General features: G+C 69.9%; 11 protein-coding genes and 4 pseudogenes. 5 read left to right on the forward strand and 10 right to left on the reverse strand.

Annotation, left to right across the window (positions count from 1 at the left end; genetic code table 11):
• Positions 1–41 precede the first annotated feature (41 nt).
• Entirely contained in the window at positions 42–1,640 is a 1,599-nt protein-coding gene (locus LO772_RS00385) for an ABC transporter substrate-binding protein (RefSeq protein ID WP_231776262.1), read from the reverse strand.
• A gap of 177 nt (positions 1,641–1,817) precedes the next feature.
• A complete protein-coding gene (locus LO772_RS00390) occupies positions 1,818–3,122 on the reverse strand; it encodes an LLM class flavin-dependent oxidoreductase (RefSeq protein ID WP_231776263.1) in 1,305 nt (434 codons plus the stop codon).
• 636 nt (positions 3,123–3,758) lie between these two features.
• Here LO772_RS00390 and LO772_RS00395 point away from each other — a divergent pair.
• Positions 3,759–4,547 (forward strand): IclR family transcriptional regulator, encoded by a 789-nt coding sequence (locus tag LO772_RS00395; RefSeq protein ID WP_231776264.1) that lies wholly within the window; start codon positions 3,759–3,761, stop codon positions 4,545–4,547.
• A 255-nt stretch (positions 4,548–4,802) separates the two neighbouring features.
• Here LO772_RS00395 and LO772_RS00400 read toward each other — a convergent pair.
• From LO772_RS00400 to LO772_RS00410, 3 genes and pseudogenes are all read right to left on the reverse strand, one after another.
• A pseudogene (locus tag LO772_RS00400) lies at positions 4,803–6,053 on the reverse strand (IS3 family transposase).
• 33 nt (positions 6,054–6,086) lie between these two features.
• Positions 6,087–7,471: pseudogene (locus tag LO772_RS36210) on the reverse strand (IS701 family transposase).
• A 142-nt stretch (positions 7,472–7,613) separates the two neighbouring features.
• The gene (locus LO772_RS00410) at positions 7,614–8,567 is read right to left on the reverse strand and encodes an AraC family transcriptional regulator (protein WP_231776265.1); all 954 of its coding nucleotides are present in this window, start codon (positions 8,565–8,567) and stop codon (positions 7,614–7,616) included.
• A gap of 148 nt (positions 8,568–8,715) precedes the next feature.
• Between LO772_RS00410 and LO772_RS00415 the strand changes: the two genes are divergently transcribed.
• On the forward strand, positions 8,716–9,669 hold the full coding sequence (locus tag LO772_RS00415) for an alpha/beta fold hydrolase (protein WP_231776266.1): 954 nt from the start codon (positions 8,716–8,718) through the stop codon (positions 9,667–9,669).
• Positions 9,670–10,101: 432 nt separating this feature from the next.
• Here the strand turns inward: LO772_RS00415 and LO772_RS00420 are convergent, their stop codons facing one another.
• Both LO772_RS00420 and LO772_RS00425 read right to left on the reverse strand, forming a co-directional pair.
• Positions 10,102–10,482 (reverse strand): hypothetical protein, encoded by a 381-nt coding sequence (locus LO772_RS00420; RefSeq protein WP_231776267.1) that lies wholly within the window; start codon positions 10,480–10,482, stop codon positions 10,102–10,104.
• A 4-nt stretch (positions 10,483–10,486) separates the two neighbouring features.
• Positions 10,487–11,158, reverse strand: a complete 672-nt coding sequence (locus LO772_RS00425; RefSeq protein ID WP_231776268.1) for a hypothetical protein — start codon at positions 11,156–11,158, stop codon at positions 10,487–10,489.
• On the opposite strand from LO772_RS00425, the pseudogene LO772_RS00430 reads away from it, so the two are divergent.
• The 3 genes and pseudogenes from LO772_RS00430 to LO772_RS00440 form a co-directional block, all read left to right on the forward strand.
• Positions 11,123–11,671: pseudogene (locus LO772_RS00430) on the forward strand (hypothetical protein); the annotation flags it as partial. The gene LO772_RS00425 and the pseudogene LO772_RS00430 overlap by 36 nt on opposite strands.
• A gap of 54 nt (positions 11,672–11,725) precedes the next feature.
• A pseudogene (locus LO772_RS36215) lies at positions 11,726–11,834 on the forward strand (Tn3 family transposase); the annotation flags it as partial.
• Positions 11,830–12,132, forward strand: a complete 303-nt coding sequence (locus LO772_RS00440) for a hypothetical protein (RefSeq protein ID WP_231779846.1) — start codon at positions 11,830–11,832, stop codon at positions 12,130–12,132. The pseudogene LO772_RS36215 and the gene LO772_RS00440, both read left to right, overlap by 5 nt.
• 1,094 nt (positions 12,133–13,226) lie before the next feature.
• Here the strand turns inward: LO772_RS00440 and LO772_RS00445 are convergent.
• From LO772_RS00445 to LO772_RS00450, 3 genes are all read right to left on the reverse strand, one after another.
• Complete coding sequence (locus LO772_RS00445) at positions 13,227–14,330, reverse strand: hypothetical protein (protein WP_231776269.1); 1,104 nt, start codon at positions 14,328–14,330, stop codon at positions 13,227–13,229.
• Positions 14,312–15,043: a WD40 repeat domain-containing protein gene (locus tag LO772_RS36220; RefSeq protein ID WP_443089483.1), complete on the reverse strand. Its 732-nt coding sequence runs from the start codon at positions 15,041–15,043 to the stop codon at positions 14,312–14,314. Before LO772_RS36220 ends, LO772_RS00445 begins: the two co-directional genes overlap by 19 nt.
• Before the next feature lie 279 nt (positions 15,044–15,322).
• Positions 15,323–15,859: a protein kinase domain-containing protein gene (locus LO772_RS00450; protein ID WP_331717302.1), complete on the reverse strand. Its 537-nt coding sequence runs from the start codon at positions 15,857–15,859 to the stop codon at positions 15,323–15,325.
• Positions 15,860–15,883 lie beyond the last annotated feature (24 nt).

Raw genomic sequence — 15,883 nt, forward strand, 5'->3', positions numbered from 1 at the left:
ACGGCCGTCACCGGCGGTGCGGTTCGGGTGAGCGACGTGGCTCATGACAACCAGAGCTTCTCGAAGCGCCACGTCGAGAACTGGGTGTGCTCCTCGGCGACGCCGCCGACGCGCTTGGCGGCCACGTCGATGTTGTCCACGAACCCCCAGATGATCAAGCCGCCCTTGTCGTACTGGATCCTCTGCATCTCGGCGACCAGCGGGGCACGCTTGGCCGTGTCGGGCTCGGACAAGGCCTGTGAGAACAACTCCGTGAAGCGGGGGTCGGAGAAGTGCGTCTTGTTGTTGTTCGATCCGGGCGCGTCCAGGTGCAGGCCGCTGACCAGGAACGACTCGGTGAGCAGTTTGTTGGTGCTGATCGTCCAGTCCGTGCGCTGGGGGCCGTTGAACGTCGCGGAGTCCACCTTCTTGACGTTGATCGTGATCCCCGCCTGCTTCGCCTGGGTGGCGAACACCAGGGCGGCGGCCTCGCCGGTCGGGTCGGGACCGGTGACGAGGTCGAGGCTGAGGTCGGACACCCCGGCGTCGCGCAGGAGTTGCCTGGCCCGTTCGACGTCGCGCGTGCGCTGCGGCAGGGTCGCGTTGAACGTCGGATCCTGCGGTGAATAGAGGTCGTTGCCGATGCGGCCCTGGCCGGACAACGCCCGGTCCACCAGTTCCTGACGGTCCACCAGGAGCCGGAAGGCGGTGCGGACTCGTTCGTCGGTGAACGGCGCTTTGGCCAGGTTGAGGTCGAAGCTCTGCCAGCCGTTGGTCTGCGATATCACGGTCCGCACCCGGCCGTCTGAGCGCAGCAGCCGGAGCTGGTCGGCGGCGATGGCGTTCGCGAGGTCGATCTGCCCGGCCTGGAGCGCGGCGATGCGGGACTGTTCGTCCTTGAAGTCGATGATCTCCAGTTCGTCGGCGTACGGCTGCCCGTCCTTGAAGTAGTTCTCGAACCGGGTGAACAGCGAACGCCGTCCCGGAGCGAACTCCTTGAGCTTGTACGGTCCGGCACCGACCGGGTTACGCGGGTCGTAGTCGACCGGCACGATGCCGCCGAAGTTCGTGAAGTTCTCCGGGAACGGCACGAAACCCATGCCGTCCCTGAAGTGGAAGCGGACCGTGCGGTCGTCCAGTTTCTCGATCCGTTCGCGGTCCACGTACGACAGCAACCCGGCGTACGGCGACGCCAGTTGGGGATCGGTCAGGCGACGAGCGGAGAACACGAAATCGTCGGCCGTGATGGTCTTGCCGTGGTGGAACTCCAGGCCCTGCTTGAGGCGGACGGTCCACGTCGTCGCATCCGGGCTGATCTCGGCGGACTCGGCGAGCGCGAACGCCGGTTCCATCTCGGCGCTCCACTCCCACGGCTTCGCGTACAACGCGAAACCGCGGATGATCGAGCCGTTGCCGATCGGCTTGTGGGCGTCCAGGTCGCCGCTCTGGTTGCCGTCGATGACGCCGAGCCGAATCCGGCCGCCGCGCACCGGGGTTCCGGAGGCCCCTCCACCGGTGGCCGGCTGCGCGGCACCGCCGTCGGAGCCGCCGCACGCGGCCAGGAGTCCGCCGCCGAGCAGCACGCCGGCGCCGACCGCGGCACCGCCCAAAAATCTGCGGCGGGAAGGATGACGGGACGGAGAGGTATCGGGGTGGCTCACGGTGGGACTCCAGGTTCAGGACGCGGGGCGGCGTCGCGTGGGGGCATGACGGGAAACGCGACGGAGAGACGGGTGGGCCGAGGCACGCGGGTCAGTGGTCCGCTCGCCTGACGGCGACGCCTTGGGGGCGCGTCAACCACCGGCGATTCAGGTGGGCATGGTGGGGCGAAACACGCGTCAGACGACGGCCGGCAGCGTGAATCCGGCGTCGGCGGGCGGGCCGTCGCCCGCTGTCGCGGCGGTACGGTCCGCGGCGGATGCGGCTCCGGCCGCCCCCTTGCCGCCCGCGTCCCACTCCGCGCCGCGCGACTTCTCGCGCAGCACCGGCACGTCGAAGCCGTGGTCGAGGTCGAGCAGCGGGAAAAGCAGGTCGGCGACGCGCTGGGCCTCGGCGATCAGCGGAAAACCGGACAGGATGAACGCCTCGGTCCCGTGTGCGCGGTACTCGCGGATGCGCGCGGCCACGTTCTCCGCGCTGCCGACCAGGTAGATGCCCGCGCCGGGGTGGACGACGTCGAAGCCGAACATGCTCGGCCCGGCCCACACGTTGGGATGGATCTCCAGGTCGCGGACGGCGGGCAGGCGTCCCGCGCGCAGCGCCGCGAGTCGGCGGGCGATCCTCGGGTCGGCGTCGGGCGCGGGCTCGTAGGAGTCCACGTCCTGGCCGGGCGGGAACTGGCGTGCCGTGAGCCCACGTGCGGTGTCCGCGCTGGTGCGTGTGAGCAGCTTCGCCGCGGCGTCCCAGGCTTCCTCGTCCGTCTCGCGCACGATGACCTGGAGCCGGGTGCCGTACCGCAGCGTTCGGCCGAGCTTGGCGGCCTCGGCGCCCACACGTCGGAACTTCTCGCCCAACCGCTGCGGGGTGTCCGCGAAGCTGAGATACACGTCGAACAGGTTCACGGCGTGGGCGACCCCGGCCGGAGACGTGCCCGCGCCCCACAGTTCGGCGCGCTTGCCGCCGGGGAAGGTATGGCGCCACGCGGACAGCGGCCCGTCGTCGTTGCGGCGCGCTGCGATATCCGTGAACTTCCCTCGATAGGCGCTGAGTTCGCCCTGATATACGTGTTGGAAGGCATCCCAGTACTCGGCGCTGAAGTCGTAGCGCGTGTCGTGGTCGAGGTGCAGGCCGTAACCGGCCACACCTGCGTCGTTGCCGTTGACGACGTTGAACAGAAGGCGCTCGCCGCTGAACCGGTCGATGGTCCGGGCGATCTGGGCGAGTTTCGCAGGCGTCACCAAACCGGGGTAGACGGCGGTCAGGAAGCGCATCGTCCGCGTCTCGGCGGCCAGCGCCGCGGCGGTGGTCAGCCCGTCGTCGCTGCTCGTGCCGAGCAGGGCGCCATAGAAACCCAGGCGGTCGATCGTCGCCGCGAGCTGCCGCATGTGGTCGAAGCCGGTCTCCCAGCGTCCGGCGGCCTCCCACGGGTAGGGGCCGTCGGGAGCGGTCAGGTACCACAGGATCTTGACCCGCTGGTCGGGCATGGTGCGTCACCTTTCGGCAGCGAAACGGAGGAAGGAACGGAACAGCGGGCCCCGACGGCGGCCGGGGCTCCGGGGGGCGGGGCGCGTGAGATCCGATGGAGACGTGGGCCGGATACGCGGCGACGGCGCGGCGCCGAGGGAAGCGGGGGCCAGGACACGGAACCGCATCGCGCACGGGGCAGACACGCGAACTCCGCGTCTCCGCGGTACGACGCGAGGCCTCGTCACGCGGTGCCGCGTCCGCGTCTCCGTGGCGGCAGAGCGGAGGGGCGTCGTCAGCAGGTCAGCGACAACAGGAGCTGGCGACCAGCACGAGGTCGATGTGGCGGCGCGAAGTCAGCAGGGCGCACGCACGGCGGCTTGTCGTCGGCACGGCATCCTCCTGCTCTCGTCGCGCGAACGTCCGGCGGTCCGGACCTGGAACGGCACCCTTGGGCGGCGCCGTGCGAAGAGGCTGGCACGGCACACCAGATTCGGCAAGTTATCCCATGATGTGGGAGAAAATGTTGCGCTGCCTTTAAACCCTCACCTGGTAGTGGACTCATGGTTACCGTAACGTGAGATCCCGCGGCCGGACCCACCGACGTGGCTCTGCGTCCGCGCGCCCTTCCCGCCCCCTTCAGGAGCGAATCCGCGATGCCTCCACCACCCGCCCCGGCCGGCGCGCAGGCGGTCCAGCGCGCCCTCGCCATCCTCGACTGCTTCCGCGAGAACGGCGCGGACGGCCTGAGCGCATCCGACCTCGCGCGCCTGACCGGCCTGTCGGTCTCCACCGCACACCGCCTGGCACGCACCCTCGTCGCGGCGGGCTTCCTCGACCAAGAGGCCGAAACCGCCCGCTACCGGCTCGGCGCTGCCGTCGCCGAACTCGGACAACTCGCCTTCCACCAACGCGGACTCCACCACGCCGCACCAGAACTGGAGCAACTGAGCCGACGAACCTCCGCCACCGCCGATCTGGCGATCCGCAGCGGTCACCACGCGCTCATCCTCGTGGGCCGCTCAGTCCAACCCGGAACCGGACTCGGCCTGCGCCGACCCCTGCACTCGACAGCCCTCGGCAAGGTCCTGCTCGCCTGGGCCGGTCCGAACGACGCCGACGGCGACGGCCTGGTGGCCGATCTCCAGCCGTTGAAGCCGGTGACCGCGCGGACGATCACCGACCCCGAGGCGCTGCGCGCCGAACTGCGGACTGTTCGAGCCGCCGGGTACGCCGTCAACGACGGCGAGTCCGCCGAACACGTGCGAACCCTGGCCGTCCCCGTCCTCGACCGCACCGGCACCGCGCACGCCGCCCTCGCCGTCCGGACCACGCCGACCGTGATGACCGAGAACCGCCTCCCATGGTTCCTCGCCAACGCCCGCACCTGTGCCGACGCGCTGGAAGTCCTCCTGCTACCGCCACACCACCGGCCACTCCACTGACGGCGGCCTTCGCACCAGGAAGACGGCAAGGACCGCGGAAGTCGTCATCCCCGGACGCTTCGTCACCGCCGCGACCGCCAAACGCGAGTCCTCGCAAGAACGGCACAACGCCGTGAAACCTCGTGGACCCGGGAGAAGATCGAACGCGACTACCTCGCCCAGGCCACCAACTACACCGCGACCAGGCCGCCGTTCGGACTGTTGATCGTCGGCGACCACGCCAAACACTGAACCGCCCCGGATTTGATGGAGATCTCAGTTGGTGGTGGTGACCTGGGGTTTCGTGGTTGCGAGGTAGTGGTTGTTCTCGTATTCGACGGGCGGGATGTGCCCGATTTCACCGTGGAGTCGGCGGTGGTTGTACCAGTCGACGTACTCGGCGGTGGCCAGCTCGACCTCGGACAGCGTCTTCCACGGCCGATGGGGTTTGATCAGCTCGGTCTTGAACAGTCCGATCATGCTTTCCATCAAGGCGTTGTCGTAGGCGTCGCCGACCGATCCGATCGACGCGGCGATGCCGGCCTCGTCCAGGTGCTCGGCGAGCCGGAAACGTGTACTGCGATCCGGCATCCGAGTGATGTATCAACTCACCGGGCAGCACCGGCCGTTGGTCGCGGTCGCGCTGCCAGATCGCCGTCTCCAGCGCGTCGGGCACGAACACCGTCTCCTTCACGGTGGCGGCCGACCAGCCGACGACCCTGCGCGAGAAGGTGTCCACGACGAACGCGGCGTAGACGACGCCCGCCCAGGTCTTCACGTGGGTGAAGTCCGCGACCCGGCACCGGTTGGTGGTGTTCGCGACGAAGTCGCGGTCCACGAGGTCGGGGGCGCGGTCGACCCGACCGCCGGGCAGCGTGGTGACCACGCGTTTCCCGCGGACCGCCCCGGCGATGCCGATCTCGCGCATCAGCCGCTCGACGGTGCAGCGGGCCACCGGGTGGCCCCGGCGGTTCAGCTCGCGCCAGATCCTCCTCGCCCCGTAGACGCGGTAGTTCGTGTCGTAGACGTCTTGGATCAGTTTCTTCAGTTCCGCGTCCCGGACGGTCCGCGCGGAAGGTGCTGCGACGCGCTGCTTGTGGGCGTAGTAGGTGGAGGGGGCGATGCCGCCCGCGTGCCCGGACAGCACGTGGCAGATCGGCTCGACACCGCCGAAGCGGTCCCGGTACTCGTCGATGAACGCCACGAGCGCAGGTGTGGCCGGTCGAGCTCGGCCGCGAGGAAAGCCGACGCCGCCCGCAGGATCTCGTTCGCCCGCTTCAGCTCCGCGACTTCCTTCCTCAACGCCTTGACCTGCGCGGACTCCTCACTGGTCGTCCCCGGCCGGTGCCCGGTGTCGATCTGGTCCTGGCGGACCCACTTGCGCAGCGTCTCGTACGAGCCGATGCCCAGCTTGGTGCAGACCGCCTTGATCGCGGCGGACTCGGTCGGGTAGTCGCCGAGGACCTCGGCGACCATCCGCACCGCACGACGGCGCAGCTCGGGCGGGTAGGTGGAGGGACGTGCCATGACTCGATCCTTAGATGTAATCGAGTCCCCACTTCACCCGGGGCGGTTCAAGAGGTGGAACATGGCAGAAAAGGGAAAACGGGTCCCCACCCACGGCCGGGCGCTTCGCTCCGGAACGGTCATTGCGGCTGGGTTGGCGGATCCGCAGGCCCACCCGCGTCGTTGCGACGACAGCCCCGGACACCCGGTGGCGTCGCTCCAGGCGCACACCGACAGGTGGATCGGCGGGAGACTCGTGCCGCCCCGCTGTTCAGGGGCTGAGCTCCAGGACTCGCACCACTCGCCCGGCCCAGCGGGTCGGGGGCGGTGGATGGCCCGGTCGGAGCGGACCTGGAAGTCAGCCCGGCCGAGTTCGTCCTTCGCCTGCTTGTAGCCCTGTTCGATCCAGTTGCGGATGCCGTGGATGGCGACGATCTCGCCGAGTTCGGCGGCAGGGTGCGGCGATTCGGTCTCTCGGGGGCTGTCGGGGCGGGGCAGGTTGGTGGCCAGGTACCAGGTGGCCTTGTCCGGGAGGGTGGACGGGTCGGTGGTGGCGACGACCAGCCGTTTCGTGCCGTCGGGGCCCCACCAGCCCAGGCGTGCGTCGGCGGCCCACCAGGTGGCGGTGTGACCGTCGCGGTAGGTCCGGGTCACCGGTGTCCAGTCCCCGGGTTGGTCCGGGCTGGTCCAGTCCAGTTCGCGGGCGGCGTCGACCGGGGTGCGGCCTGGTGTCCGTAGGCCCCACAGGCCGCGGCGGGGTTTGAGGGCCATCACGAACGGCAGCCCAGCCTCGGCGAGTTCGCCGCGGAACCCGTCCTGGTCGCCGTAGGCCGCGTCCGCGACCACCGCGCGGAACTGGACCCCGGTCTCCTCCGCGGTGCGGGCCAGTTCCGCGCCGATCCGCAGCTTCGTGCGGAACCCGGGGTCGTCGCGGCCCTTCTCGAAGTGCCGGGCGGGGTGTAGGGGACGGCGTGCAGCGGATAGTAGAGGTGCTCGTCCGCCCACAGCGTGGTGACGGTGACGACGCCGTTGTCGGTCTTGCCGTACCGGCCCAGCCACTGCCGGCCCACGTTCGCCGTCGCGGTGCCGTCCTTGCGGTCCCCGGAGTCGTCGATCACCAGCACACCGCCCGGGTGCGGCGCGGTTGCCGGGTTCGAGAACAGCAGCTCCAAGCGCCGGGTGTTCACCCGGTCCGCCTCCCACGGCGACTCCGACAGGAGGAACTGGAGCCGCTGCGCCGCCCGGTGCTGAGCCCCGACGGCTGGCTCCGCACCCGCCAGGGCGGTCAGCGTCTTGTTCCGGTCCCGCGGTGCCGGCAGCCCGGTCAGGTACTCCCGGAACCCACGCCGCTGAGCGAGCGAACCGAACAGATCGTCGAAACAGGCCGCATAGTCCTCGAGCGGCCCCGGCTTGGGCGGACACGGAACCCGAGCAGTCACGGCGAACCCCCGAACTCACCCATGAGCAAGGCTACTTCAGGGCATGCCCGCCCCAAAGCCGAACCCAACAAACCACCGGTAATGGCGCCACCGGCGTTCATGGCGTCGTGTCCGAGCCCGTCGGGCGGTCGGGCCGTCGACGTCAGGGCTCTGTGAAGCGGAGGAGGTCCGGGGAGCGGCTGGTGGAGATGCGGAAGCGACTCGGTGCGAGTCCGAACTCACGGGAAAAGGCGCGAGAGAACGCGAACTCCGAGGTGTAGCCGACGCGTTTCGCGATGGCGGCCAGCGAGTCGTTGCTTGCGCGCAGGTGGTGTGCTGCCAGTTCCATGCGCCGGAGAGTGAGATAGCGCAGCGGGGACTCACCGAGGGAACGTTTGAAGCGTCCGGCGAATGCAGACCGTGACAGTCCCGAGGTGCGGGCGAGTTCGTCGAGGGTCCACCGCCGCCCGGGGTCCTCATGCATCGCGGCGAGAACCTTGGCGACCTCCGTATCCTGGCAGTTCCAGGGCTGGGACGCCTGGGCACAGTGGTGGGCCGAAGACGAGCGAAGCGCGTGTACGCACAGGACATCGACCAGACGCTCGACGACGGTGCGTGCCCCGGGCAGGTCACTTGCGACTTCGGTCGCGAGTATCCGCATCGTCTCCGCCACCTCGCGCGGTGTGGTCGATTCCTCGGGGGATACGTGCAACACGCGGGGAAGCGAAGCCAACGGACGAGAGGACCGGACCGGTCCGGAGCGGTAACCCGCGCAGATCAACCGGGTCCGCGTTCCGCCGCCCGGGATATCGATCTCGCGCGCAGCGCCCCCTTGCGGCGCCGAGCGAAAGAGCTCCTCGTCGAGAACCAGAGGCCCCTGACGGTCACTGGACAGCGCGTGGTCGGCGCCGGTCGGCAGCAGGACGAAGGCCCCGGCACTCAAGCGCAGCGGCTCTGCTCCGGGGCTGCGCAGCCAGCACGCCCCTTCGGTCACCACGTGGAACGCCGGCGCGGGGATCGGTCCGCGTCTGATGCCCCAGGGGGCCGCAGCACTCAGGCTCGCCGCCGCCATGCCGCCGGCTCGAGCCGCCGACAACATGCCGATGAGGTTGTCCATCGCGTCACCTCAACCTTCGGACCCGCTCCTCCTGGCGGCCGAGACGATCGGGCATGGGAGCGAGCATCTCGGCCATGGGAACGCAGGCTACGGCACTCCTAGGGTCGGCGTTGACGACGTCCGCACGCCCCGAGCACAGGAGAAGACGATGCCCGAGATCATGCACCGTTTCGTCGAGGTCGGAGGAGTCCGCCTGCACGTGGCCGAGGCGGGTTCCGGACCGTTGGTGATCTTGCTCCACGGTTTCCCGGAATCGTGGTACTCCTGGCGCCATCAGCTTAAGGCGTTGGCCGCGTCCGGCTACCACGTCGTCGCCCCGGACCAGCGTGGATACGGGCGCAGCGACCGTCCGGAAGCCGTTGAGGACTACACGATCCTCCACACGGTCGGCGATGTGATCGGTCTCATCGATGCGCTCGGAGAGGAAGATGCGGTCGTGGGCGGACACGATTGGGGTGGCGCCGTCGCCTGGCACGCGGCGCTGATGCGTCCTGATCGAATTCGCGCGGTGGCATCCCTCAGCGCCCCGCACACCCTGCGTCCGGAAGGCCCACCCCTGGCTGCTCTCCGCGCCGCTCACGGAGAGAACCACTACCCCGTCTACTTCCAGCGTCCGGACACCGCCGATGCGGAGTTCGCGCGGGACCCGCGAGCCACGATGCGGCGTGCACTTTACGCTGCCTCCGCAGAGGGCTTCCCGTGGAACCCGGTCGTTCCCGCAGGCGGAGAAGCGTTGGACATGTGGCCTGAGCCGAATGAATTGCCGGATTGGCTCACGGAAGAAGATGTCGATGTCTACGCCGAGGACTTCGCACGTACCGGTTTCACCGGCCCCCTGAACTGGTTCCGCAACTTCGATCGAAACTGGGCCCTCACCAGCCCCTGGCACGGAGTAGCCGTCGCGCCTCCGGCGCTCTACATCACGGGCGACCGAGACCTCGGCGGAACCCTGCCCGGGGCCGCGGAACTGATCGCCGGCCGCTCCGCCGCCGTGCCAAATCTACGAAACGCGATCGTGCTGCCGCACTGCGGCCACTGGACCCAGCAGGAACGCCCCGATGACGTCAACGAAGCCTTGGTGGCCTTCCTCGGATCCATGTAGGCGAGATGGCTTTGTCCCAGCCAAACGCTGTGCCGGTCGGCGCCCCTTCCCCTCAGGCGCCGTAGACGCCCGTGCGTTGATCCCCAGGGGGAGTTCGCGAAGCTCCAGGCAGTGTCGTGGGGCCCGCATGAGCCAGGCTCGGATGTCGGCGACCGAGTGTGTCCCGGCATCGGCCGCGAACAGCGTCAGCGTGATGGGGATCTCAGCGGCGGGCTCGGACCACGGCCCTGCCGGCCCCTTCCCGCCTGCATCCGCGGAACAAGGACCCCGGTCGGACGCGCCCTGGCTGGGCATGCGCGCCCGAGAACTGCTGCCGTCCTGATGAAGTGCGTCATGGCGAGATCTACTGCGGACGGTCTGCGGTCGTGCGCGTGGGATCGGCGGAGAGGCACGCAGATCAGGCATTCGTGGCCGACGCGCCTGACGCCAGGCTCAGAGCAGACTGGCGACACTCTCCTGGATGGTGGCAACGTCCCCCGCGAGCTGGGCCGTTGCCTGTACCCCCGGGGCGAGGACATTCAGCCAGCGCAGCAGACGGGTACGGCGCGGTTCCTCCGAGGCGAGTTCGCCCTCGACGAGCTCGGCGGTCTCGACGAGGTGGTCACCGTCCTCGTACTGTTCCCGATCCCGGCGCAGCTGCTCCACCAACAGGCGGGCAGCGGTCCGTAGTTCCTCGATCGTGGCCGGGCGGCCGGCCGGGGCGCCGGGGGTCACCGTCGCGGAAGAGTGATTCAGGGCGATCGCGCTGCCGTCCATGTGGAGGTCGCCGCCCACGCTGATGCCGCTGTTTCCCGTGCCGGTCGTCTCTGACATGGTGTCACCTTCTGTTGGGGGTCCTGCGTACAGGCGGGGCCTGCGGGCCGACCGAAGCTGGCGCTGTCGGAGCGTCGCCCGACGAGCCGCGCTGGAAGACCCGGGCGAAGCTGCCGCCGACGCCGAGGGCGGAACCGCGGAGGCTCACGTTGCCGCCCACGTACAGGCCTGTGTTGTAGATCGTGGACTGGCGTTGCACGAGTTCGTTCGAGTCGATGTTGTGGTCGTCCAGGAACTCCGCCAGCGCGTCCAGTACCCGGTGTTCGACCGTCTTGGCGTACAGCTCGCGGTCCAGCTGTTGGAAGTACCGGTGGTAGCTGCGGTCGCTCGCCGCGTCCCGGATGCTGAAGGATGCCCCGTAGTTGAAGGTGCGGTGCCGGATCTCCCGCGCCTGGCGCCGCTGCTTGCGACGGTCGGTGAGCGCGGAGAGGACACGCTCGCTCACCGAGGACGGCGCCCTGAGCATCAGCCCCGGCGAGCGCAGCCCGGCAAGGCCCACCAGGCTCCACCATTGGCGGAAGGTGGGTGAGTCGAGCAACCGGTCCGCGATGCGGTACCGCTCGCGGACCGGTGTGAGCAGCGAGCAACTGCCCTCGACGAAGAGCGTCTTCCGGTCGGCCATCAGCGCGCAGCGGATGAAGAGCGTACTGACCAGCTCGCCGCTCCAGCCCGTCACCCGGATCGCCATATAGGGGCCCCCGGCGGCGTGGCCACCATGCGTGGTGCCGGACTCGGCTGGATGATCTGGGGCAATACCGCCCAATCCAGCGTGCGCATCGGCGGTGCCAACCCCGGCCAGTCCGGCCTGATCGCCGCCGACCCCACCACCCGGACCGCCGTGGTCGTACTCACCAACTCCGATCAGGGGATCAACGCCATCAACGCACTGCTCGACGCGCCCGGGCCGCTCCCCGGCCCCGAGCCCGAGCCCGCCCCGGCAGACCTGTCCCGCTACGCCGGCCGGTACGTCTCACACGCCACCACCGTCGAGATCACCACCGCCAACGACGGCCTGCTCGCCCGCGCCGAGGGATACCCCGACATCCCGCTGGCCTCGCGCGACCGCCAGACCTTCGACTCGCCGGGCGGGCCGGTGGCGTTCCTCGACTTCGACGACCACGGCACGCCTGACGGCCTGCGCTTCCGCATGCGCGTCATGCGCAGGGACGGCACCGCTTCACGCCGGTGACGTCCTGATCCTGGGCATCAGATCGAAGCCCAGCAGGTACGCAAGCGCGAGCTGTACCAGCGCTACCAGGACGGCATGGAGGACCAGATCGGCGCGCTCGGCCTGGTCCTCAACGCGCTCGTGCTGTTCAACACCCGCTACATGGACGCCGCCGTCAGATGCCGTCGCTGGACCGGGCCCTCGCCGACATCCCCGAGGACACCCCGCGCTTCGTCTTCACGGTGTTCCAACCCCGGGCCGACGGCATGGTCATCGCCGAGCTGGTGCTGTCGTCGGAGTGGCGCTCCTGGTCGAGGAAGCAGGCCCGCGCCGCCCGGCTGCTCCGCGCGGAATGCGGCTACGACCTGCGCGAGTTCACCGATGAGACCTGGATGCCGTTCGACGTCCGCCTGCCCGAGCGGCCCAAGGCGCGGCGGCTGGTGTGCGGGCAGTGCCGCAACGACGGCGTGGACGAGACATGATCGCGTACGGCCACGTCCGGCACGATGTCGTTGTAAGGGGCCGGGACGGGCATCTCACGGGCCCCGACGAGCCGGGACCGCCACCAGCCTGCCACGCGACCTGTGCCCTGTGGGTCGAGCCGGAACCCACAAGCCGTTCAACGACTTGCGCTCGCGGGTGACACCGCCCTGAGGCCGAAGCATGCAGGTGGTCGACGCGGGTGGCGGCGACGGGCGGCACTGGGCACGGTGGGCACGGAACCTCCCTGCGGGTCATCCTCATCGCGGGTTCGGGTGCACCGAGCCTACGCGCCGTCGGTTGTGGGCTGCCGGGGCAGTTCGTCGGGGCCTTGTCGTGTCGCGCTGGCGGAACCCGGTGGAGCGTCGCCCCGTTCGCCTCGTGGCCGCCGCCTGCCCGGGGCGGGGCCGGTAGGCGGTGCGCCTACCGGTCTATGCGAGGACGGGCGAGTGCCGGGCTTGCTGCCAGCCCGCCCGGCAAACGTCCTGGGCTGATCCTCACCGGCCGATCACGCCCGCAAGCGGGCGTCACATCCGCCCGAACTTCGGCGTGTCCTACGGCCGGTCCGCTGCGCGAACCGCACAAACCCACAAAGACGGTACTCGGCTCCTCGCGGCGTCGTCCGCTTGGAGTACTCGCTCTCTCCGCCGACCCACCTGACCGACGGCCGTATCGGGGCGACAGGTTCCCACGTTCGTGCACGAGCCCGGATCAGGATCGCGCCGCCTACATGCCGGACGCCATCCGGGCAGTCGGCAGGCTCCCCCGGACTTGTCCCGGGGCCCAGGTCTTGCCCCGGTTTCGGACGCCAACGAAACTTCTTACGACACGTCAGCAGGGTCGCCGGGGCAAGCCTTGCAGGTCCCGCGCCCACCCGCAGGAAGACGAACGCACCGCCCTGCGCGGGGTCTTGGCCGACCAGGCCCACGGAACATCGCCTCCGGCTCGCGGTTCCAGCCATCGGCCCGGGACGGAATTCCGACCCGCCTCCCCGGCCCCGGCGCCGATGCCACGTGGCCCCGCCTCCGCCATGTTCGGCGGGAAGCGAGGCCAACATTGTCCGTCCCTTCCTGATCTCAGATCTCTTCGGCCGGTCCTACGTCGGGTCGGAGTCGGGGTCGGGTGCGCCGTCTCGGTCGTCGAGGACGATGCTGACCCGCTTGCCGTCGGTGGCCAGGTTGGTCAGGCGGTCGGCGATGCGCTGGTAGATGCCTTGGGCGAGGGCCCAGTCGCCGGAGTCGTCGCGGGTGCGGTGGGTCTTCCACAGTGAGCTGAGCACGGCGATCAGGGACCTGCCGGACAGGTCGCCTTCGACGCGGCCGTCGTCCTTGGCGGTGATCTGGTGGGGGTGGCGGAAGTGCGGGTGGGCGCCGGCCTTGGCGATGAGGAATTCCCAGGTGTCGCGGTGGCACAGCACCGGGGCGGAGGAGATCCGGGCGGCGGCGAGCAGCAGTTCGTCGTGCTCCTTCGTGGGAGCCGCCGCGTCCGCGGCCACGGGCGTTTCCTGTGCTTCGCCTGCGGCTGCGGGCGGCTGCGGGCCGCGTGCGCCGTCGGCGGTGTCGCGCAGCGCCGCGAGTTCGTCGCGGAGTTGGGCCACGTCGCGGCGCAGTTCCTCGTATGCGCTGCCCGCGACGATCTCGCGCAGCCGCGCGATCACATCCTCGACTTCCGCGGGCGAGTCGGCCTCGTCGCGCGCGGCGGGGTCCGGTTCCGGGGTCGGGCTGGCGGATGTGTCGGACACGGGTGCGGCCTCCGTCGTGGGGTCCTGCGCGGCGGTAGCGGTGTCGTTGTTCGGTGAGCTGTCGGCGGGCGGGCGGCTGGGCGCGGCGCCGTCCGGATTCGGATCACGGGTGACCTGCGGTGCGGGTTCAGGGAGTTCGACCTGCGGTGGTGGCGTCGGGTGAACGGCGGTCGGGTCGGTCGGTTGGATCAGTGTCCGCAGTTCGCGGACGTCCTGGCGCAGTTCCTGTACGGCTGCGGCCGTGGCGGCGGAGTTGCGTGCCGCCCGGACGTCGGCGCGCAGCGCGGTGAGGTCTCCCGAGATCACCCGGACGGATTCCTCGCGGGCCCGGTCGATCGCGGCCCGGACCGTGTCGGCTCCGGCTGTGACGGCCTGTTCGACTTTGGCTGCGGTGTCCCGGACGTTCTGGCGTGTCTCCTGCCCGTCGCTGAGCAGCGTGCTCAGCTCCCCTTTGCGCACGAACACCCCCTTGTTTGCCGTGCGTTGACGGATGTGGCGGAGTTATCCCTTTCCGTGGCCAACCGCGTGCATGCTGTGGCCGGAGAAAGCCCGCGAACATGGCCGAAAAGGATCAACCTCCGGGGGACGGACCTGCTTGGGCCCGTTTCTCCCGGGGTTCTGCTCAGGCTGTCCTGCACGGTGCTGCGGGCACGGCAGGTGTGGTGATCGCCGGAAGGACGCGTGCGCCTTGTTCGCGGCGGGCGCGCTGACGCACACGGGCGTACGCGTCGCCGGAGCCGCCCCCGACCTCTGTGTCGGCGGAGGGCAGGACGAGGGCCGCGAGGAAGGCAGCTTCGGGTTCGCGGCAGGCGGCCAGCGCGCGGTCCTGCCGCTCGACCGTGGCCCTGGATGTCGGGTGCGAGCCGCTGGGCGGGGACAACGGCGCCGGAATGGCCCGGCACCGCCTTACCTGTGTGCGTATCCCCAAGAAGGCACTCGATGTGGGTGCCGGTGACCAGGGTGCGGCCGTCGATGCTGAACGCCAAGCAGACGACCGCGGCCGTGTGCCCGGCGAGTTGACTGCGCAGCGTACCTGGGTGCGGGTCCCACAGGCGGACCACCTTGTCGTGTGCGCCGACAGCAAGCGCGGGACCGGCGGGGCCGAACGCCAGGGCATGAATGTACTCGCCCCGACCATGCGGCCCAGTGGTTCGCCGGTACGGGGATCTCAGACGCGGATGTCTCCGCCTGCATCGCCGGTCGCGACGAGGGAACCGTCAGGACTGAACGCCACCGCGTTCACTTGGCGCACGTCTTCGCTGGCCAAAGTGCGGCGCCGTCGGTACGCGAGCCGCCCCCGCGGTGGACGCTCGGCGGGGCGAAGTGACCTGTCGACGCCTGGGATGTCGGCCCTTGGTCGCGCTGATCGATCCACGCGGGGGCGGCCGGCGCCGTCGGCGTGGGGTCGGAGAACTCGGTCGCTTCCTGCCGTGGTGACGTGGATGAGGGCGTTATCCGCGGCGTGGGTTCCCGGTCCCGCCGCCTTCGGGACGCCGGTGTGCTGCGAGTCCGGGCAACCGCTCGCCGACGTCGAGGGCGGAGGCGGGGCGGTGCGCGGGTCTTTCGCCAGCAGGGCGAGAACCAGGTCGTCGAGCTGTGCGGGAACGCCGGGGAGGACATCGCCGGGTGGCCGGGGGGCACGGCGAAGGTGGGCGTTCATCATGGACAGTGGGCCGGTGGCATCGAAAACGGGGTGCTGCCGGTGAGGAGTTCGTGGAGGACGCAGCCGAGGGAGTACAGGTCGGAGCGGGCGTCGCCCGGTGTTCGTCGAATCGTTCGGGCGGCATGTAGGCGAGGGTGCCCATGACCTTGCCGGAGCGGTGGGTGCTCTCGACGTATCGGGCGATGCCGAAGTCGAGGACCTTGCCCCCGCCGGATGTGGTGAGCATGAGGTTGGCGGGTTTGAGGTCGCGGTGGAAACGACGCGCGGTCCGGCACCCTCGTCGGGAGCCGGACCGCCGGAGTGAACTCCGGTCCCGCCCGGCCATACCCCCTCGACGACAACGCCAGCG

It is taken from the genome of Yinghuangia sp. ASG 101 (genome assembly GCF_021165735.1).
Lineage (GTDB): Bacteria > Actinomycetota > Actinomycetes > Streptomycetales > Streptomycetaceae > Yinghuangia.

Coding starts and splice junctions, on each gene's coding strand:
- LO772_RS00395 (WP_231776264.1), top strand. CDS start 3,759: ATGCCTCCACCACCCGCCCCGGCCGGCGCGCAGGCGGTCCAGCGCGCC.
- LO772_RS00420 (WP_231776267.1), bottom strand. CDS start 10,482: ATGTCAGAGACGACCGGCACGGGAAACAGCGGCATCAGCGTGGGCGGC.
- LO772_RS00410 (WP_231776265.1), bottom strand. CDS start 8,567: ATGGACAACCTCATCGGCATGTTGTCGGCGGCTCGAGCCGGCGGCATG.
- LO772_RS00450 (WP_331717302.1), bottom strand. CDS start 15,859: ATGGCCGGGCGGGACCGGAGTTCACTCCGGCGGTCCGGCTCCCGACGA.
- LO772_RS00415 (WP_231776266.1), top strand. CDS start 8,716: ATGCCCGAGATCATGCACCGTTTCGTCGAGGTCGGAGGAGTCCGCCTG.
- LO772_RS00440 (WP_231779846.1), top strand. CDS start 11,830: ATGCCGTCGCTGGACCGGGCCCTCGCCGACATCCCCGAGGACACCCCG.
- LO772_RS00390 (WP_231776263.1), bottom strand. CDS start 3,122: ATGCCCGACCAGCGGGTCAAGATCCTGTGGTACCTGACCGCTCCCGAC.